At 71.0% G+C, this 19,639-nt stretch carries 19 protein-coding genes; 17 read left to right on the forward strand and 2 right to left on the reverse strand.

All coding sequences use genetic code 11. The annotated features are described in order from the left end of the window. Positions 1–14: 14 nt before the first annotated feature. Positions 15–911, reverse strand: coding sequence for a phosphoribosylaminoimidazolesuccinocarboxamide synthase (locus EV148_RS08250; RefSeq protein WP_131996341.1), 897 nt, complete (start codon positions 909–911; stop codon positions 15–17). A 182-nt stretch (positions 912–1,093) separates the two neighbouring features. Here EV148_RS08250 and djlA point away from each other — a divergent pair, with 182 nt between their 5' ends. Both djlA and rpe read left to right on the forward strand, forming a co-directional pair. Then, on the forward strand, positions 1,094–1,876 hold the full coding sequence (djlA, locus tag EV148_RS08255; protein WP_131996344.1) for a co-chaperone DjlA: 783 nt from the start codon (positions 1,094–1,096) through the stop codon (positions 1,874–1,876). 28 nt (positions 1,877–1,904) lie between these two features. Next, positions 1,905–2,579, forward strand: a complete 675-nt coding sequence (gene rpe / locus EV148_RS08260; RefSeq protein WP_131996347.1) for a ribulose-phosphate 3-epimerase — start codon at positions 1,905–1,907, stop codon at positions 2,577–2,579. Between the two features lie 315 nt (positions 2,580–2,894). Here rpe and EV148_RS18465 read toward each other — a convergent pair whose 3' ends face one another. Next, positions 2,895–3,062, reverse strand: a complete 168-nt coding sequence (locus tag EV148_RS18465; RefSeq protein WP_158287391.1) for a hypothetical protein — start codon at positions 3,060–3,062, stop codon at positions 2,895–2,897. Positions 3,063–3,483: 421 nt separating this feature from the next. Here EV148_RS18465 and pdsR point away from each other — a divergent pair, with 421 nt between their 5' ends. The 15 genes from pdsR (at position 3,484) to trpC (ending at position 19,635) form a co-directional block, all read left to right on the forward strand. Beyond that, positions 3,484–4,176, forward strand: coding sequence for a proteobacterial dedicated sortase system response regulator (gene pdsR, locus EV148_RS08265; RefSeq protein ID WP_131996350.1), 693 nt, complete (start codon positions 3,484–3,486; stop codon positions 4,174–4,176). Positions 4,177–4,329: 153 nt separating this feature from the next. Next, the gene (locus EV148_RS08270; RefSeq protein WP_131996353.1) at positions 4,330–6,363 is read left to right on the forward strand and encodes an ATP-binding protein; all 2,034 of its coding nucleotides are present in this window, start codon (positions 4,330–4,332) and stop codon (positions 6,361–6,363) included. A 180-nt stretch (positions 6,364–6,543) separates the two neighbouring features. Then, complete coding sequence (locus EV148_RS08275) at positions 6,544–7,569, forward strand: sialidase family protein (RefSeq protein ID WP_158287392.1); 1,026 nt, start codon at positions 6,544–6,546, stop codon at positions 7,567–7,569. 88 nt (positions 7,570–7,657) lie between these two features. After that, positions 7,658–9,133 (forward strand): anthranilate synthase component I, encoded by a 1,476-nt coding sequence (trpE, locus tag EV148_RS08280; RefSeq protein ID WP_131996359.1) that lies wholly within the window; start codon positions 7,658–7,660, stop codon positions 9,131–9,133. Further along, positions 9,130–9,846 carry an SDR family oxidoreductase gene (locus EV148_RS08285; RefSeq protein WP_131996362.1) on the forward strand — a complete coding sequence of 239 codons (717 nt, stop codon included), beginning with the start codon at positions 9,130–9,132 and terminating at the stop codon, positions 9,844–9,846. Before trpE ends, EV148_RS08285 begins: the two co-directional genes overlap by 4 nt. Before the next feature lie 82 nt (positions 9,847–9,928). Continuing rightward, positions 9,929–11,353 carry an aminotransferase-like domain-containing protein gene (locus EV148_RS08290; protein ID WP_131996365.1) on the forward strand — a complete coding sequence of 475 codons (1,425 nt, stop codon included), beginning with the start codon at positions 9,929–9,931 and terminating at the stop codon, positions 11,351–11,353. A gap of 107 nt (positions 11,354–11,460) precedes the next feature. Continuing rightward, the gene (locus EV148_RS08295) at positions 11,461–11,670 is read left to right on the forward strand and encodes a twin transmembrane helix small protein (protein ID WP_131996368.1); all 210 of its coding nucleotides are present in this window, start codon (positions 11,461–11,463) and stop codon (positions 11,668–11,670) included. Between the two features lie 14 nt (positions 11,671–11,684). Continuing rightward, positions 11,685–12,383, forward strand: coding sequence for a c-type cytochrome (locus EV148_RS08300; RefSeq protein ID WP_131996371.1), 699 nt, complete (start codon positions 11,685–11,687; stop codon positions 12,381–12,383). Then, entirely contained in the window at positions 12,380–13,654 is a 1,275-nt protein-coding gene (locus tag EV148_RS08305) for a c-type cytochrome (protein ID WP_131996374.1), read from the forward strand. Before EV148_RS08300 ends, EV148_RS08305 begins: the two co-directional genes overlap by 4 nt. 4 nt (positions 13,655–13,658) lie before the next feature. Next, positions 13,659–13,988, forward strand: a complete 330-nt coding sequence (locus tag EV148_RS08310) for a hypothetical protein (protein WP_131996377.1) — start codon at positions 13,659–13,661, stop codon at positions 13,986–13,988. Between the two features lie 390 nt (positions 13,989–14,378). Then, positions 14,379–16,082: a YbaL family putative K(+) efflux transporter gene (gene ybaL / locus EV148_RS08315; RefSeq protein WP_131996380.1), complete on the forward strand. Its 1,704-nt coding sequence runs from the start codon at positions 14,379–14,381 to the stop codon at positions 16,080–16,082. A gap of 80 nt (positions 16,083–16,162) precedes the next feature. Then, positions 16,163–16,759, forward strand: a complete 597-nt coding sequence (locus EV148_RS08320; protein ID WP_131996383.1) for an anthranilate synthase component II — start codon at positions 16,163–16,165, stop codon at positions 16,757–16,759. 19 nt (positions 16,760–16,778) lie between these two features. Continuing rightward, entirely contained in the window at positions 16,779–17,675 is an 897-nt protein-coding gene (locus tag EV148_RS08325; protein ID WP_131996386.1) for a TolB family protein, read from the forward strand. Positions 17,676–17,692: 17 nt separating this feature from the next. Continuing rightward, positions 17,693–18,742: an anthranilate phosphoribosyltransferase gene (gene trpD, locus EV148_RS08330; RefSeq protein ID WP_182517777.1), complete on the forward strand. Its 1,050-nt coding sequence runs from the start codon at positions 17,693–17,695 to the stop codon at positions 18,740–18,742. Between the two features lie 98 nt (positions 18,743–18,840). Then, positions 18,841–19,635, forward strand: a complete 795-nt coding sequence (trpC, locus tag EV148_RS08335) for an indole-3-glycerol phosphate synthase TrpC (RefSeq protein ID WP_131996392.1) — start codon at positions 18,841–18,843, stop codon at positions 19,633–19,635. Positions 19,636–19,639 lie beyond the last annotated feature (4 nt).

Here is a 19,639-nt window from a genome sequence, read left to right on the forward strand (position 1 = left end):
TATCCGCCGCCTGCTCAGTCGAGCGTGATGCCCGCGAGCCGCTGCAGCGCTTCGGCGTACTTCGCCGCGGTGCCCGCGATGACGTCGGCCGGCACGCGCGGACCGGGCGCCGTCTTGTTCCAGTCGAGCGTCTCGAGGTAGTCGCGCACGAACTGCTTGTCGTAGCTCGGCGGGCTGATGCCGACCTGGTACCGGTCGGCCGGCCAGAAGCGCGACGAATCGGGCGTGAGCATCTCGTCCATCACGTACAACCTGCCGTCGGCATCGGTGCCGAATTCGAACTTGGTGTCGGCGATGATGATGCCGCGCTCCGCCGCGTAGTCGGCCGCCCATCGATAGATCGCAAGCGTTGCATCGCGCACCCGCTCGGCCATCTCGCGCCCGACGAGGTCGACGACCTGCGCGAAGCTCACGTTCTCGTCGTGGTCGCCGACCGCGGCCTTCGTCGACGGCGTGAACATCGGTTCGGGCAGGCGCTCGGCCTGGCGCAGGCCCGGCGGCAATGCGATGCCGCACAGCGAGCCGCTGGCCTGGTAGTCCTTCCAGCCCGAACCGATCAGGTAGCCGCGCGCGATCGCCTCGACCGGCACCGGCTTGAGCCGCTTCGTGATCACGCTGCGCTTCGCGTACGACGCAAGGTCGGTACCCGCCGGCAGCACGCTCGCGACGTCCTTGCCGGTGAGATGGTTCGGCACCAGATGCGCGGTCTTGCCGAACCAGAAGTTCGAGATCTGGCAGAGCATCTCGCCCTTGCCCGGGATCGGGTCGGGCAGCACGACATCGAACGCCGACAACCGGTCGGTGGCGACGATCAGCAATTCGGTCGACGACAGCGCGTAGACGTCGCGGACCTTGCCGCGATGGATGAGGTCGAGGCCGGGCAGGTTGGATTGCGAGAGGACGGTCGGCACGCGCGTGTTCCACGGTCGAAGGGGCGCCATTGTAGCGGCGCGAGGCGCCCGCCGGCCGGGTCCGGCGCCGTGCAGCGGGGGACCTGCTGGTAGAATCCGCGGCGTTCCTTCCGCGCCGCCCCCGACGTGCCGACACCCGTTCCCATCCTTCCGAGCGCGCCCGCCGCGCAGCGAGCCGCGCGATGAGCTTCGTCGGCAAGCTGCTCGGCGCACTGATCGGCTGGGGCCTGTTCCACAACCCGTTCGGCATCCTCGTCGGACTGCTGCTCGGCCACTTCTACGACAATGCGGTCGCGCGCGCGCGACCGGGCACGATCGGCCGTGGCTTCGTCGAGCCGCTGTTCGCATTCGCGGGCGCGCTCGCGAAATCCGATGGTCGCGTTTCCCAGGCGGAGATCGACGCGGCCGAGGCGCTGATCTCCCGGCTCGGCCTCGACACCGAACAGCGCCGCGCGGCGATCGAACGCTTCACGGCCGGCAAGCAGCCGGAGTTCAACGTCAACACCGCGATCGGCGAACTCAGCGCGTGGTGTGCCAACCGGCGCGATTCCGCCTTCATCGTGCTCGACCTCCTGCTCGACCTCGTCTATGCCGAAGGGCCGCTGGCAGGCGCCAAGCTCGACCTCGTGCGACGCCTGTGCGCCGCGCTCGGCGTGCGCGAACACGAACTCGCCGCGCTGTCGGCGATGAAGGGGTACGGCGGCTGGCAGGGCGCGCGCCGTCCGGGCGACGCCGGGCGCGCGGCGCCGCAGCGCCCGTCGCAGGTCGACCCGTACGCGGTGCTCGGCATCACGCGCGAGGTGAGTGACCGCGACGTCAAGCAGGCGTATCGCCGGCTCATGAGCAAGCATCATCCGGACAAGCTCGGCGACGTGCCCGACGAAGTGAAGCGCCGCTCGGAACAGCGCGCGCGGGAAATCAACGCCGCTTACGAACACATCAAGGCGGAGCGCGGCTTCAGCTGACCGCACCCGCCATCACGGGAAATCGACCATGGCCAGGCAATCCCCGATCATCGCTCCCTCGATCCTCTCGGCGAACTTCGCGCGTCTCGGCGAGGACGTCGACGCCGTGCTCGCCGCAGGCGCGGGCTGGGTGCATTTCGACGTGATGGACAACCACTACGTGCCGAACCTGACGATCGGCCCGCTCGTCTGCGAGGCCCTGCGCAGGCACGGCGTGACCGCGCCGATCGACGTGCACCTCATGGTCAAGCCGGTCGACCGCATCGTGCCCGACTTCGCCAAGGCCGGCGCGAGCGTTATCAGCTTCCATCCCGAGGCGAGCGAACACATCGACCGCACGATCCAGCTGATCAAGTCGAACGGCTGCCAGGCCGGGCTCGTGTTCAACCCCGCGACGCCGTTGTCCTACCTCGACTACGTGCTCGACAAGCTCGACCTCGTGCTGATCATGTCGGTCAACCCGGGTTTCGGCGGACAGAGCTTCATCCCGTCCGCGCTCGACAAACTGCGTCGCGTGCGCGAGATGATCGATGCCAGCGGGCGCCCGATCCGCCTCGAGATCGACGGCGGCGTGAAGCCGTCGAACATCGGCGAGATCGCCCGCGCCGGCGCCGACACCTTCGTCGCGGGCTCGGCCGTGTTCAACGAGCCCGACTACGCGGCGGTGATCGCCGCGATGCAGGGCGCGATCGCGGGCGCCTGAAACGAAATCGACCGGGAAGATGCGTTGCATCGGCGGGCGGCAACGCTTCGAGGCGTCCCGGCACCCCCGCCTCTTCGACCACATCGGCATGAGAGGCGGCCGAAGACCGCCAAGGAAAAAAAACCGCGCCGGGCCCGGGGGAGGGAAAGGAGGATGAAGCACCCGGCGCGGGGGACAACCCGAATTGCAATCTTTCCAGGGGAAACCTCGGCGCGAACGCGCGCCGCCGCTTCCACGGCATCGACGGCTCGCACCGTCGATGCCGCAGGCGCCCTTCCCTGGGCCACGCGATGACCGTCGGCCTCGGCCGATGCATCAGATCGCCACCCAGGACGGTTCGGCGTCGCGTTCCGTCGCAGCCGTCCTGCACGAAAGCTCGGCCAGGCCGGGCAGGGAGACCATCGCCTCGCCGCCGAGCCAGAGGAACTCGGCGATCGCGGCGGGGATCGGGTCGGCATGCAGTGCCTCGCGCTGGCGGTCCATCGGTGTCTCCTTCGGCACGTGTCGACGCGGCGTGTCCATGGCGCGGCGATCGTCGTCGATCGAAGGCGATCCATCCGTGGATCGCCGCGGGCGAACCGTCGCCGGCTACATGTGCACGGCGGCGAGCAGGCCGAGAAGCAGCGAGCCGAGCGCGAAGACGATGCGCAGGCGTTCGCGGGCGTGCAGTTCGGCGTTCGGGTCGGGGCGGCTCGGGTTCATCGTCGTTGCTCCGGTGCGGTGTGCAGCTTCATTGCAGCGCCGCCGCGAGGACGCGCGGCGCCCGGATCGTGCCGTGATCGCGACGAGTTCTGGCATTCCGCGGGCAGGCGCGCCACGGGCGTTGCGCATGCGTGCGGGCGCTGCGTAAGCTCGCATCGCCTCGAGCGGCGTCGCGCCGCCGGCACGCAAGGAGGGGAGTTCCATGCCGCGCAGCATCGCCATCGTCGAGGACGAACCGCTGATCCGCGCCAACTACGTCGAGGCGCTCACGCGGCTCGGCTATGAAGTGCGTGGCTACGCCTCGCGCGGCGACGCGCAGGCCGCGTTCGCGCAGCGCCTGCCCGAGCTCGTGATCATCGACGTCGGCCTCGGCGACGAACCCGAAGGCGGCTTCGAACTCTGCCGCCACCTGCGCGCGCAATCGGCCACCCTGCCGATCCTGTTCCTCACCGCGCGCGACTCCGACTTCGACGTGATCTCCGGCCTGCGCCTCGGTGCCGACGACTACCTCGCCAAGGACATTTCCCTGCACCAGCTCGCCGCGCGCATCAACGCATTGCTGCGCCGGATGGACGCGCTGCGCAAGCCGGTCGCGGCCGACAGCGTGATCGAGCAGGGGCCGCTCAAGCTCGAGACCGAGCGCATGCGCGTGACCTGGAACGGCGTGGAAGTGCCGTTGACGGTGACGGAATTCTGGATGGTGCACACGCTCGTGCGCTTCCCCGGCCACGTGAAGAGCCGCGACCAGCTCATGCGCGACGCGCAGGTCGTCGTCGACGACGCGACGATCACCTCGCACATCAAGCGCATCCGCAAGAAGTTCATCGCGATTGATCCCGCGTTCGACGGGATCGACACGGTGCACGGCGCGGGATATCGCTGGAAGCCCGTTTGAGGGCCGAAGGCCGGGGGCTGCACATCGGGGGCGTCGCGTTGCGGGCCAGCATCGGTTCCTGCTCCCCTGTGACACTCGCATACTTGACCATCCTGCCTCGCCGCCCGCCCTCGGCCCCCAGCCCCAAGAACCAGGTCCTCGCTCTCTCCCCCCATGTCCCTCCGCTTCAAGCTGCTGCTCGTCGCGCTTTCCACGCTCGCGCTGCCGTGGGCGGGCTGGCAGTTCGTGCGCCAGGTCGAGTTGTTGCTGCGCCAGGGCCAGGAGCAGGCGCTGCTCGCCTCGGCGGGCATGCTCGCGAAGACGGTAGAGGCGCGCGGCATCGCCTGGCTGCCGGCAGGCGCGGTGCTCTACCTGCAGCGCGCGGCCGAGCGCATCGTCGTCGACGGCTATGCGGACGACTGGAGCAGCCTGCGCCCGTACGCGCAGGCGCTCGGCCCCGGCGACGACGCGCAGAAGCTGCGCGCGACGATCGCGCGTGATCGCGACATGCTGTACCTGCTCGCCGAAGTGCGCGACGCGACGCGCGCGCGCTTCGATCCCGCCGACGCGCGCAGCGCGTTCGGCGACTACGTCGACCTGGTGCTCGTCGACGGCGCCGAGTCGCGTCGCTACCGCCTAACGAGCGCAGCGCCCGGCGCGTTCGAGGCGCCGGCGCAGGGCGAGGGCGAGCGCCTGCCCGCGCACCTGTCCGGGATGCTGCAGGAGGACGGCTCGGGCTATTGCATCGAACTGCGCCTGCCGCGCGGCGTGATGCCCGAGCGCATCGGCCTCGCGGTACACGATTCAGCGTTCGCCGAAGCGGCGCCGGCCGAGCCACGCCGCGTGATCGCTTACGACGAAGGCGCGGCGCGCTCGCTGCAACCGCTGGTTCCCGCGCATACGCGCACGCGCCTCGTCGCCGCCGACGGCTGGCTCGTCGCCGATGCGGGCAGGCTCGACGCGGCCGGCGTGGCGGCGCGCGACGCGCCGGGCGGCTTCGGCAATTTCGTCTACCGCGTGCTGATTGCGCCGGGCTTCGGCGGGTCCGCGACCCTCGACGGCGAGCGCCCGCGACTCGACGCGAGCGAAGTCTGGCAGGCGCTGTCCGGCGTTCCGGCGACTAGTTGGCGTGCGGTCGACCGCGGCGGCGCGGTCGTGCTCACCGCGGCGATCCCGCTGCAGTCGGCCGACGGCCAGCACGGCGCGCTCGTGATCGAACAGGCCAATCGCGCCCTGCCGTTGCTCGCCAATCGCGCCCTCGTCGGCCTCGCCGGCTCCACCCTCGTCGCACTGGCGATCGCGCTGGCGATCCTGCTCGCCTTCGGCGCGTCGCTGTCATGGCGCATCCGCCGCCTGCGCAACGCGGCCGAACGCGCCGTGCGGACGTCCGGACGGCTGGATGGCCCGATGCCGCTCGCGGACGCGCCCGACGAACTCGGCGACCTCGCGCGCAGCTTCGCCAGGCTCGTCGACGAGGTCGGCGCCTACACCGACTACCTGCGCACGCTCGCCTCGAAGCTCTCGCACGAACTCAACACGCCGCTCGCGATCGTCAAGTCCTCGCTCGACAACCTCGATCACCACGACGTGCCGGCGGCCGCGCGACCGTACCTCGCGCGTGCGCGCGACGGCGCCGAGCGGCTCGGCACGATCGTGCGCGCGATGAGCGAGGCCAGTCGCATCGAGCGCGCGATCGCCTCGGCCGAAGCCGAGGACTTCGACCTGCGCGCGCTCGTCGCCGGTTGCGCCGACGGCTATCGTGCGCTCTGTGACGGGCGCGAACTGCGGCTCGAGCTGCCGCCGGCGGCGGTGCCGTTCCACGGCGCGCCCGACCTCGTCGCGCAGGCGCTCGACAAGCTGTTCGACAACGCCTGCTCGTTCACGCCGCCGGGCGGCTGGATCGCGCTGTCGCTGAATGCCGACGCGAGCGGCGCGGTCGTGCGCCTCGCCAACCAGGGCCGGCCATTGCCCGCCGCGATGCAGGAGCGCCTGTTCGATTCGCTCGTCTCGATGCGCGAGAGCAGTGCGCGCGGCAGCGGTGCCGTGCCGCATCTCGGCCTCGGCCTGTACGTGGTGCGCCTCGTCGCCGAGTTGCACCAGGGCCGCGCCGACGCCACCAACCTCGCCGATGGCAGCGGCGTCGCGTTTTCGCTCGACATGGCGGGGATGCCGCGGCGGCGACTGGCCGATGCCGGTTCCGAGGGCTGAGGGCAGGGCCTGCGCCGGCAGCGCGCTTCCGTGGATCAACGGTCTCCGCTGGTCGACGCTTCGAACATGCCCGTTCGCGCCAAGCGCAGCCCGCGAAGCGGCGGCGCTGCCGCACCGCGGCGTGCCGTTTCGCGCATTCGGTGTCGTAATCGCGTGTCGTCCGCGAAGAGGGGTCGTTGCATGAAGCTCGTCGTCTTGCTTTCAGGCGCATTCCTCTGCGCCGCCGCCGCGCACGCGGCCGAGTCCGTCACGAGTGGCGACGAGATCGACTACATGCCGTCGGTGATCCGCTCGAGCGACGACGGCGCACGCATCGTCGTGTTCGAACGCCTGAGCGCATCGACATTCTCCGGCGACCTGCTGCTGACGCGCTCCACCGACGGCGGCGCGACGTGGAGCACGCCGGTGCCGATCATCGCGAGCAGCGCGAGCGAGCGCCATCCGTCGCTGCTGCAGCTCGGCCCGTCGAACTACGCCTTGTTCTACCTCAAGGGCAGCGGCGGCAACTCGAGCTACCGCCTCTGGCGCGCGACGAGCACCGACGGCGTCGTGTTCACCGAACAGGACCAGCTCGACCTCGGCTGGGCGACCGGCGGGGAGGTCAACCCGCATGTCGTCCGTCACGCCGACGGCACGCTGACGATGAGCTACCAGCGCCTGCCGACGGGCAGCTATGTCGCCGAATCGACCGACGGCGGGGTGACCTGGGACACCTTGAAGACGCCGATCGCGACGGGCAGCCAACTGCCGCGCATCGCGTTCCGCGAAAGCGACGGCCTCTACCTCGCGAGCTACCAGGTCGGCGGCGGCGCCCTCGCGATGTACGTGAAGACGACGACCGACGTGCACGACTGGAGCGCCGCGCCGCAGGACTTCGCGGTGAGCGGCAACAACCACGATTCGCTGCCGCTGGTCATGCCCGACGGCGCGTTCGCACTGTTCTGGATCCGCGCGAACGGCAGCCAGTTCGACCTCGCCGTTCGCCGCTCGAGCGACGGCGCGACCTGGAGCGATGCGATCACGCTGACCGACACGCCGGGCGAGGACGACGTCGAGCCGCATCCGCTCGTCGGCGCGTCGCCGACCTCGGTCGAACTCTACTGGGGGCGCGACGCGCCCGCGGGCAGCCTCACCTACGACATCGTGCGCGAACCGGGTGTGATGGTCGTCGACGTGATTCACGCCGACGGGTTCGATCCGGCCTGAGCGCCGTGCGCCGGCGCACGGCGGGGGCTCCCTGTCGCGCCGCAGCACGCCCTGATATCTTGGCGGGCCGCCATCCGCAGGCCATGCCGTGATCACGCAGGAAGAATTCGCCGCACTCGCCGCGCAGGGATACAACCGCATCCCCGTCGTGCGCGAGGTGCTGTCCGACCTCGACACGCCACTATCGGTGTACCTCAAGCTCGCCGACGGCCCGTACTCGTACCTGTTCGAATCGGTCGAGGGCGGCGAGACCTGGGGACGGCATTCGATCATCGGCCTGCCATGCCGGCGCGTGCACGTGCTGCGCGGGCGCACGCTGACGATCGAGGAACTCGGCGAGGTGGTCGAGTCACGCGAGCTCGACGATCCGCTCGGCGAGATCGAGCGCATCCGCGCCGCGTACAGGGTCGCGAGCGTGCCCGGGCTGCCCGCGTTCAGCGGTGGCCTCGTCGGGCACTTCGGCTTCGAGACGATCGGCTGGATCGAGCCACGCCTCGCGCGCGAGGACAAGCGCGACGAACTCGGCACGCCCGACGCGCTGCTCATGCTCAGCGAGGAAGTCGCGGTGTTCGACAACCTCAAGGGCCGCCTCTACCTCATCGTGCACGCCGACCCCGCGCAGCCGCAGGCGTACGCGCGCGCGCGCCGGCGCCTCGACGAACTCGCGTTCCGCCTGCGCCATTCCGGCTCCGGCTATCCCGACGTGCTCGATCCGAAAGGCCTCGGCGAAGCGGACTTCGAATCGAGCTTCACGCGCGAGCAGTACGAGGCGATGGTCGAGCGCGCGAAGGAGTACATCCGCGCCGGCGACATCTTCCAGGTGGTGCCGTCGCAGCGCCTGTCGGTGCCGTTCCGCGCGCGCCCGGTCGACGTGTACCGCGCATTGCGCGCGCTCAATCCATCGCCGTACATGTACTTCATCGACCTCGGGCGCACGCAGATCGTCGGCTCGTCGCCGGAGATCCTCGTGCGCCTCAAGCAGGGCCGGGTGGTGGTGCGGCCGATCGCCGGCACGCGCCCGCGCGGCAGGACGCCCGAGGAGGACCTCGCGCTCGAGCAGGAGCTGCTCGCCGACACCAAGGAGCGCGCCGAGCACCTCATGCTGATCGACCTCAGCCGCAACGACGTCGGCCGCGTGAGCAAGACGGGCAGCGTCAGGCTCACCGAGAGCTTCGTGATCGAACGCTACTCGCACGTGATGCACATCGTCAGCCAGGTCGAAGGCGAGCTGCGCGACGGCCTGTCATACATGGACGTGCTCAAGGCGACGTTCCCCGCCGGCACCGTAAGCGGCGCGCCGAAGATCCGCGCGATCGAGATCATCCAGGAACTCGAGCCGCACAAACGCAACATCTACGCGGGCGCGATCGGCTACATCGGCTGGAACGGCGATGCCGATACCGCGATCTCGATCCGCACCGCCGTCATCCAGGATGGACGCCTTTACGTCCAGGCCGGCGGCGGCGTCGTCTACGACTCCGACCCCGCGAAGGAGTGGGAGGAGACGATGAACAAGGGCCGCGCGCTGTTCCGCGCGGTCGCCCAGGCGGCGGGTGGGTTGTGAGCGAGCGCGAGACCGTCGTCGTCCTCGGCGGCACCTCCGGCATCGGGCTCGCCACCGCACGGCGCATCGCCGGCGCCGGCGCGCGCGTCGTCGTTGCCGGTCGCGATCCGGCGAAACTCGAGGCCGCGCTCGCGTCGCTCAGCGGCGACGCCGTCGGCGAGGCGCTCGATGCCGGCGATCGCGCGGCACTCGACGCGTTCTTCGCGCGCATCGCCCGCGTCGACCATCTCGTGCTCGCGTTGAGCGGCGGCGAGGGCGGCGGTCCGTTCCGCGACCTCGACCTCGCCGCATTGCGGCGCGGCTTCGAGGCGAAGTTCTGGCCGCAGGTGTCCGCGGCGCAGGCAGCCCTGCCGGTCTTGCGCCGCGACGGCAGCATCACCTTCCTCGGCTCGATCTCCGCACGCATGGCCAATCCCGGCACGGCCGGGCTCGCCGCGATCAACGGCGCGCTCGAGGCGATGCTCGGCGCGCTCGCACGCGAACTCGCACCGATCCGCGTCAACGCCGTCGCGCCCGGCGTCATCGACACGGCCTGGTGGGACCGCCTGCCGACCGAGGCGAAGCAGCGCGTGTTCGCCGAGCAGGCCCGCGTGCTGCCGGTCGGTCGCGTGGGCCGTGCCGACGAGGTCGCGCACGCCGTGCAGTTCCTCGCCGGCAACGGTTTCGTCACCGGCACCGTACTCGAGTGCGACGGCGGCCTGCACCTCGTCTGAGTGCGCAGTCGGATCAAGGCGCGCTACCGCCATCGCGAACCGGTGCTTGATCGCCGCGCCGCCCTTGGTTCACGCTTCGCGCTTGCGCAATCGCGACCGCCCGTCGAAACGCTACGAAACCCTCGCCGACGAGATCGAGGCGTCGATCCGTGCCGGCACGTTGCGCGCCGGCGATCGGCTGCCGTCGGTGCGGCAGGCGGCGGCGAGCCGCGGCGTGCATGCCTCGACGGTGTTCCAGGCCTACTACCGGCTCGAGGCACGCGGGCTGATCCGCGCCCGCCCGCGGTCGGGCTACTACGTCGCGGCGGTGCCGCCGCCGCCGCTCGAGCACGCGTCGGCGCCGCTGGGCGAGTCGATCGCGGTCGACGTCGGCGAGCGCGTATTCGCGATCCTCGAGGCGACGATGCGACGCGACGTCGTGCCGCTCGGCTCGGCGTTCCCGGCGCCATCCCTGTTTCCTCTGGCGCGCCTCGCGAAGACGATGGCGTCGACCGTGCAGCGGCTCGATCCGCGCGCGAACGTAGACCACCTGCTGCTCGGCAACGCGGCGTTGCGCCGGCAGATCGCGCTGCGCTATCTCGTCGACGGCCTCGCGATCGACGCCGACGAACTCGTCGTCACCAACGGCGCGATGGAGGCACTGCACCTCGGGCTCGCCGCGGTGACCAGGCCCGGAGACGCGGTGGTGGTCGAGTCGCCGACGTTCTACGCGTCGCTGCAGGCGCTCGAGCAGCGCGGCCTGCGCGCGATCGAGGTCGCGACGCACCCGCGCGAAGGCATCGACCTCGGCGCGCTCGCCGAAGTGCTCGAACGCCGGCGACCGGCCGCGTGCTGGCTCATGACCAGCTTCCAGAACCCGCTCGGCAGCCTCATGCCGGAGGCGAAGAAGCGCGAACTGGTCGAGCTGCTCGCGCGCCACGACACGCCCCTGATCGAGGACGACGTCTACGGCGAGCTCTACTTCGGCGCGCGCCGGCCGCCGCCGGCGAAGGCCTACGATCGCGCCGGCCTCGTGCTGCACTGCTCGTCGTTCTCCAAATGCCTCGCGCCCGGCTACCGCATCGGCTGGATCGCACCCGGTCGCCACCTGCGCACGGTCGCGCGGCTCAAGCTCTCGACCACGCTGACCGCATCGACGCCGGCCGAAGCGACACTCGCGGCGTATCTCGAACACGGCGGTTACGACCGCCACCTGCGCAAGTTGCGGCAGGCCCTGGCCGGCCAACGCGACGCGATGCTCGCGGCGGTCGCGACGCACTTTCCCGCGGCGACGCGCGCGACGCGACCGGACGGCGGCTACTTCCTCTGGCTCGAACTGCCGCCCGGCGCCGACGCGATGGACGTGCACCGGCGCGCGCTCGCGCAGTCGATCAGCGTCGCGCCGGGACCGATCTTCTCCTCGCGGGCGCAGTTCGAGCGATGCCTGCGCCTCAACTACGGCCATCCGCATGACGGGCGCGTCGACGCCGCGCTGGCCGTGCTTGGCCGGCTGGCGCGCCCGGCCTGACTGCGACAATTCGCGCAGGCTGATCCGGTCGTTTGGGCGCCAGCTGATCGGTTCGGCGTTCGCGCGTGCGACTATGGTCCACCACGGACCACGATCCTGGAGTCACCATGGCCGGCAAGATCCTCATCATCGGCGCCCTCGCCGCGATCCTCTGGCAGCTCGGCGCGGGGCTGTACTTCATGATGGTCGACCACGGGTCGACCGGTCGCACCGTGCGCGCGCTGACCTGGCGCATCGGCCTGTCGGTCGGCCTCATCCTCCTCGTCATGCTCGGTGTCGCGACCGGCTGGATCCAGCCGCACGGCCTCGGGCGCTGACACGGCATCCCGACATGCATCGCCGATCCGCTGTCGCGTTCCTGCTCGCGCTGTCGTTGCCGGCGTTCGCCGACGACGGCATCGCCGAGCGCCTCGCTGCCTGCGCCGCCTGCCATGGCGCGCATGGCGAAGGCATGCAGGGCACCGAGTACGTGCCGCACCTCGCCGGCAAGCCGGCCGGCTACCTGTTCGAGCAACTCGCGGGTTTTCGCGACGGGCGCCGCGTCAACGCGTCGATGACCTGGCTCGTGCAGTTCGCCGACGACGGCTGGTTGCACGAGATCGCCACGTACTACGCGGCGTTGCCGCCGCGCACGCAGGCCGCCGACACGGGGGCGGAGCAGCTCACGCCGGAGCGGCGCGAGCGCGCCGGGCGCCTCGTGCGCGAGGGCGACCGCGAGCACGGCGTGCCCGCGTGCAGCGCCTGCCACGGTCCGGATCTTGCCGGCGTCGAGCCCGGCATCCCGGCGACGCTCGGCCTGCCGGCCGACTACGTCGTCGCGCAGTTCGGCCATTGGCGCAACGGTTCGCGCCGCGCGCGCGAACCCGACTGCATGCGCGAAGTCGCGCGCGCTCTCTCGCCCGAGGACATCCGCGCGGTCGCGACCTGGCTCTCGCAGCAGCCGAATGCCACGGGCCTGCGCCCGGCGCCCGCGGGCAGCGTCGTTCCGCCCGTGGCGTGCGGCGCGCTGCAAACGGAGGCGACGCCATGAGCCTGCGCCGCGTCCTGTTCGTGCTCGCCTGGTTGGTCTTGCCGTGCGCGCTCGCCGCGATCGCGATCGCGGCCGTGCTGTTCGCGCGCCAGGGCGGCGTCGAACCGTACCGCATGCCGCACACCGACCGCGTCGTCGCCGCCGATGCCGCGACGCTCGCGCGTGGCGACTACCTCGCGCGCATCGGCAACTGCCGCGCCTGCCACACGACGCGCGGCGGCACGCCGTTCGCAGGAGGGCGCGCGTTCGCGACCGGCATCGGCACCGTCTACAGCACCAACATCACGCCCGATCGCGAACACGGCATCGGCGACTGGTCGGCCGACGAGTTCGCGCACGTGATGCGCCACGGCGTGTCACGCCGCGGCGCGCTTTATCCGGTATTCCCGTACGCGCATTTCGCCGAAGTCGCCGACGCCGACCTCGATGCGATCTACGCCTGGCTGCGCACGCAGCCGGCGAGCGCGTCGGAGCCGCCATCGAACCGGCTCGAGCCGCCCGCGGATTCGCGCCGCGCGCTCGTCGGCTGGCGCATGCTGCACTATCGCCCGCGCGATGCGCGCATCGACCCGAACGATCGCGGCCGTTACCTCGTCGAAGGCCTCGGCCACTGCGCGATGTGCCACAGCGCGCGCGGCGAGCGCGGTTCGCTGCCACCGGAAGGCCATTTTGCCGGCGGCCGCATCCCGGGCATCGGCTGGTACGCGCCGCCGCTCGATCGCATGCAGCTCGCGCGCTACTCCGACGGGGAACTCGCCGACTACCTGCGCACCGGCACGTCGGCGCACGGCAGCGCCTACGGACCGATGGCCGAAGTCGTCTACGCGAGCCTGCGCGCGCTCACGCCCGACGACGCGCTCGCGATCGCGCGGCATCTCAAGCAGGTCGCACCGGCGCCGCTGCGCGCGCCGGTCGGAACCGAGGCGGGCAACGACCCCGGCAGCAAGGGAGTACAGGTTTACGCGCATGCCTGCGCCGATTGCCACGGCAAGGATGGCGAGGGCAAGCCCGGCGCGTATCCGCCCTTGCAGGGTTCGGTCGCGGCGAGCGCGCCCGATGCGACGAATGCGCTGCGACTCGTGCTCTATGGGGGCATGCCGGTCGCGCTCGACGACGGGCCGCGGCCGCATTCGATGCCGCCATTCGTGCAGCAGCTCGACGCGGACGAGATCGCGGCGGTGGTCAACTACCTGCGCCGCCGCTGGGGCGGGCGCGATTCCGCCCTCACCGCACAGGACGTCGAGGCGATGCAAGGCATCGTCGTCGATTGAAGCCATGAACGCGTTCTTCGAAACCGGGCTCTCATTCATCCTGTTCCTGCCGACGTTCGCGATCGTCGGCGGCCTCTACTGCGCCTGGCCCCGTGCACCGCGCAGTGCTGCGCGCTGGCTCGCCGACCTCGGCGTGCTCGCGCTGGCCGCCGCGGCGAGCATCGTCGCGATGCGCTGGGGCTTCGACGCAGGCACCGGCAGCGGCGGCCACCTGTGGCGGCAGATCGTCGCGACGCTGCTCGCATATGGCGTGTTCCTCGCGGTACTCGCGATCGCCTGGCCGCTGCGCGCGCGCTGGTTGCGGGGCGGGCGCATGGGAAGGGCTGAGGGCTGAGGGGCCAGGGCCGAAGAGCATCGGGCGCTGCTGTTCCGCGCATCATCACGAGCATGGCGGCTTTCGCCATTCCCTTCACGGCCCGCTCGTGTATGGTAGGCCTCGACCTGCCATGAGCGAAAAGCATCGCGGCTCCCGTCGCTCCCATGGACGCGGACGCGGCAGGAGCGCGACCGTTCGCCCTGGATGGACGCCGCAGGCCGGAGTCGAAGGGCCGCCGTCCCGATGGGCGCTTCGACTCCGCCCGTTCCGCGGCTGGGTTCAGGGCGAACGGAATTGCGGCGAAGTCAGTTCGGCCTGCGCGGGCGGACGACCGCATCTTGCGGGAACCGGAAGGCGCGATGCTTTGTCCTCAACCTCCAACCCTCAGCCTCCGGCCCTCAGTCAAGCATGACCCACGCCACCCCCCTCATCGCGACGCTCGTCTCCGCCTTCGTGCTCGCCTACGTGGCGGGCATGCTCGCGCAGCGGCTGCGGCTGCCGCCGATCGTCGGTTACCTGCTCGCGGGTGTCGCGATCGGGCCGTTCACGCCGGGCATCGTCGCCGACCAGGCGCTCGCGCCGGAGCTGTCGGAGATCGGGGTGATCCTGCTCATGTTCGGCGTCGGCCTGCACTTCTCGCTCGGCGACCTGCTTGCCGTGCGCGCGATCGCGCTGCCGGGTGCCGCGGTGCAGATCGCGATCGCGACCGCGCTCGGCATGCTGCTCGCATGGTTGACGGGCTGGCCCGTCGGCGCGGGTCTCGTGCTCGGCCTCGCGCTGTCGACCGCGAGCACGGTGGTGCTGCTGCGTGCACTCGAGGAGCGCAGCCTGCTCGAGACGCAGCGCGGCCGCATCGCGATCGGCTGGCTCATCGTCGAGGATCTCGCGATGGTGCTCACGCTCGTGCTGCTGCCCGCGCTCGCGGGCCTGCTCGGCGGTACCACGCACGACGGCGTGAACCTCTACGCCGCGCTCGGCCTCACGCTGGCCAAGGTCGCCGCGTTCGTCGCGGTGATGCTGCTGTTCGGCCGACGCGCGATCCCGTGGCTGCTCGAGCGCACCGCGGGCACCGGCTCGCGCGAACTCTTCACGCTCGCCGTGCTCGGCATCGCGCTCGGCGTCGCCTATGCGTCGGCCGTGCTGTTCGGCGTGTCGTTCGCGCTCGGCGCGTTCTTCGCCGGCATGGTGCTCAACGAGTCGAAGCTGAGCCACCAGGCGGCGCAGGATTCGCTGCCGTTCCGCGACGCGTTCGCGGTGCTGTTCTTCGTCTCGGTCGGCATGCTGTTCGATCCGTCGATCCTCGTGCGCGCGCCGCTGCCCGTGCTCGGCGTGCTCGCGATCATCCTCTTCGGCAAGTCGATCGGCGCGTTCCTGATCGTGCGCGCGTTCGGGCGTCCGACCGAGGTCGGCCTCACGATCGCGACGAGCCTCGCGCAGATCGGCGAGTTCGCCTTCATCCTCGCCGGCCTCGGCATCGAGCTCGGCCTGCTGCCGAAGGACGGCCGCGACCTCGTGCTCGCCGGCGCGATCCTGTCGATCTGCGCGAACCCGCTGCTGTTCATCGCGCTCGACCGCTGGGTCGCGCGCCGCGAGGCCGCGCGTGTCGCCGCCGCGGCCGCGCTCGAGCCCGACCTTCCGCCGGGCCCGCCGTTGCCCGAGCGCGACCATGTGATCCTCGTCGGCTTCGGCCGCGTCGGCTCGCTCGTCGGCCAGCGCCTGCACGGCGAAGGCACGCCGCTCGCACTGATCGAACCCGACGCGGACGCGGTCGAACGCGCGCGTGCGCTCGGCATCCCCGCGCTGGTCGGCAACGCGGCGTCGGTCGACAAGCTCGGCGCGGTCCATGTCGCCGACGCGCGCGCGATCGTCGTGGCGATCCCGCAGACGCTCGAGGCCGGCCAGATCATCCGCCACGCGCGCGAGGCGAACCCCGCGATCGCGGTGCTCGCGCGTGCGCACTCCGACGAGGAAGTCGCCTACCTGCTCGGCTGCGGCGCCGACGCCGCGGTCATGGGCGAGCGCGAGATCGCGCGCAGCATGTGCGAGTCGGTCGACGGCCTCGCCCGGTGGTTCCGGCGGCCCGACGCGGAGGCCGCTCCCGACGCGGCCTGAGCGCGCAGCCGTCCATACCGGGGCGTGCTGCCGTTCCGCCGTATACTCCCGCTTCGCTTTCCGGCCCGACGGGCGTGCGCATGCTGTTGATGATCGACAACTACGACTCGTTCACGTTCAACCTCGTGCAGTACTTCGGCGAGCTCGGCGAGGACGTGCGGGTGATCCGCAACGACGAGATGACCCTGCCGGCGCTGCGCGCGCTGCGACCGTCGGCGATCGTGATCTCGCCCGGGCCGGGCACGCCGGACGATGCGGGCGTGTCGCTCGAGGTGCTGCAGCGGCTCGGCGGCGAAGTGCCGGTGTTCGGCGTCTGCCTCGGCCACCAGTCGATCGGCCAGGCGTTCGGCGGGCGCGTGATCCGCGCGAAGGAGATCATGCACGGCAAGACGTCACCGATCCATCACGCGGGCAAGGGCGTGTTCCACGGCCTGCCCGATCCGTTCGAGGCGACGCGTTATCACTCGCTCGTGGTCGAACAGTCGACCCTGCCGGACTGCCTCGAAATCACGGCGTGGACCGAGCATGCGGACGGTTCGATCGACGAGATCATGGGCCTGCGCCATCGCACGCTGCCGATCGAAGGCGTGCAGTTCCACCCCGAATCGATCCTCACCCAACACGGCCACGCGATGCTGCGCAACTTCCTCGCGCAGGCATTGCCGCAAGCCGCCTGACCGGGCCGGGAGGGGAGCGATGCATGCACGCCATGTCCTGCCTGTCGCCGCGAGCGCGCTGCTCGCTGCCTGCGTGACGAAGCCGGTGCACGAGGCCGCGTTCGAACTCGACGGTGATGCGTCGGTGTTCCTGCCCGGCATCGTGTCGTCGGAGTACTCGGAGATCCGCCCTGCAGCGAGTCCGGACGGCGACACCGTGCTCTGGGGCAGCACGAACCGCCCCGGCGGCGCGGGCGGCTGGGACATCTGGATGAGTCGTCGCCGTGACGACGCCTGGAGCGCGCCGGTCGCGGTCGCGTTCGATACACCCGCGAACGAATTCGACCCCGCGTTCTCGGCCGATGGCCGCAGCGTCTATTTCTTCTCCAATCGCGCCGGCGGCTACGGCGGCGACGACCTGTGGCAGGTCGCGTTCGATCCGGCGACGGCGACCTTCGGCGCACCAATGAACCTCGGCGCGGGCGTCAATTCGGCCGGCGACGAATGGGCGCCGACGCCGTCCGCCGACGGGAGCACGCTCCTGTTCGCGACCAATGGCCGCGGTGGCGCGGGGCGGCACGACCTCTTCACGAGCACATGGCGCGACGGCGCCTGGCAGGCTGCAGTGCCGCTCGCAGGCGAGGTCAATGGCGCCGGCGATGACTTCGACGCGGCCTGGCTCGACGACGGTCGCGTGCTCGTATTCGCGCGATCCGAGAACATCGACGAAGCGCCGATCGCGCTGTGGACTGCCGTGCGCGACGGCGAGCGCTACGTGCGCGCACGGCGCCTCGACGCGCGCGTCAACGTCGACGGCGGCTGGATCCTCGGGCCGGCCATCGATCCCGCGCATCCGGGCGTGCTGCTGTTCTCGGGCGAACGCCCGGGCGGGCAGGGCCGCGCCGACATCCATTCCATCCGTTACCGCGCCCGTTGAGCGCGAGACCCAGACCGATGCCGATCACCCCGCAGGAAGCGCTGCAACGCGCGATCGAACACCGCGAGATCTTCCACGACGAGATGGTCGATCTCATGCGCCAGATCATGCGTGGTGAGGTCTCGCCGACGCTGGTCGCGGCGATCGTCGCCGGCCTGCGCGTGAAGAAGGAGACGATAGGCGAGATCACCGGCGCCGCGCGTGTGATGCGCGAACTCGCCGCGAAGGTCGACGTCGGCACGCCCGCGCACTTCGTCGACATCGTCGGCACCGGCGGCGACGGCGCGCATACGTTCAACATCTCCACCGCGAGCATGTTCGTCGCCGCGGCCGCGGGCGCGAAGGTCGCCAAGCACGGCAACCGCAGCGTGTCGTCGAAGTCCGGCAGCGCCGACGTGCTCGAGGCGCTCGGCGCGTCGATCGACCTCGGCCCAGCCGAGGTCGCGCGCTGCTTCGCGCAGACCGGCATCGGCTTCATGTTCGCGCCGAACCACCATCCGGCGATGAAGGTCGTCGCGCCGGTGCGCAAGGAACTCGGCGTGCGCACGCTGTTCAACATCCTCGGGCCGCTGACCAATCCCGCCGGTGCGCCGAACATCCTCATGGGCGTGTTCCATCCCGACCTCGTCGGCATCCAGGTGCGCGCGCTGCAGCAGCTCGGCGCGCGCCATGCGCTCGTCGTCTGGGGCCGCGACGGCATGGACGAGATCTCGCTCGGCGCGGCGACGATGGTCGGCGAGCTGCGCGACGGCGTCGTCCGCGAATACGTGATCGAACCGGAAGACTTCGGCCTCGTGATGGCGTCGAGCCGCAACCTGCGCGTCGCGCACGCGCTCGAATCGAAGGCATTGCTGCTCGAGGCGCTCGACGACACGCCCGGCGTCGCGCGCGACATCGTGCTGCTCAACGCGGGCGCGGCGCTGTATGCGGCCGGCCTCGCCGGTTCCATCCAGGACGGCATCGAGCGCGCGCGCGCGGTCGTCGCGAGCGGTGCCGCGCGGGCGAAGCTCGATGCATTCGTCGCGGCGACGCGGCAGCTCGCCGCGGGCGCGGCCTCGCCGGCGTAGGCGGGCCTTGGCCCGCCGTCAAAGAGCATCGCGCTCCCGCCGCTTCCACGCCAGACACAGCCGCTACGCTTCTTCAGCCCCCAACCCTCGGCCCTCGCATGTCCGACATCCTTCAACGCATCCTCGCGCGCAAGGTCGAAGAGATCACCGAACGCAGCGCGCGCCTGCCGCTCGTCGAGCTTTCCGCGCGGGTCGCCGACCTGCCGCCGACGCGCGGTTTCGCCGCGGCGATCGAGGCGAAGCTCGAGGCGGGCCTGCCGGCGGTGATCGCGGAGGTGAAGAAGGCGAGCCCGTCGCAGGGCGTGATCCGCGCGCAGTTCGATCCCGCCGCGATCGCTACGAGCTACGCCGCCGCAGGCGCGGCGTGCCTGTCCGTGCTCACGGACGCGGACTTCTTCCAGGGCAGCGAGGCCTACCTGCAGCAGGCGCGTGCCGCATGCGAACTGCCGGTCCTGCGCAAGGACTTCACGATCGACGCGTACCAGGTCTACGAGGCGCGCGCGATCGGCGCCGACGCGATCCTGCTCATCGTCGCCGCGCTCGGCGACGCCGCACTGCTCGAACTCGCGCTGCTCGCGGCCGAACTCGACCTCGACGTGCTCGTCGAGGTGCACGACGAGGACGAACTCGCGCGCGCGCTCGACATTCCCGCGCCGCTCGTCGGCATCAACAACCGCAACCTGCGCACGTTCGAGACCTCGCTCGACACGACCCTGCGCCTGCGCGGACGCGTCGACGAAGGTCGCGTGCTTGTCACCGAAAGCGGCATCCACGCGCCGGCCGACGTCGCGCGGATGCGCGAGGCCGGCGTCGGCGCGTTCCTCGTCGGCGAGGCATTCATGCGCGCCTCGGATCCCGGAGCGGAACTCGCGCGCCTGTTCTTCGACGGCTGACGCG

Source organism: Dokdonella fugitiva, assembly GCF_004342425.1.
Taxonomy (GTDB): domain Bacteria; phylum Pseudomonadota; class Gammaproteobacteria; order Xanthomonadales; family Rhodanobacteraceae; genus Dokdonella_A; species Dokdonella_A fugitiva.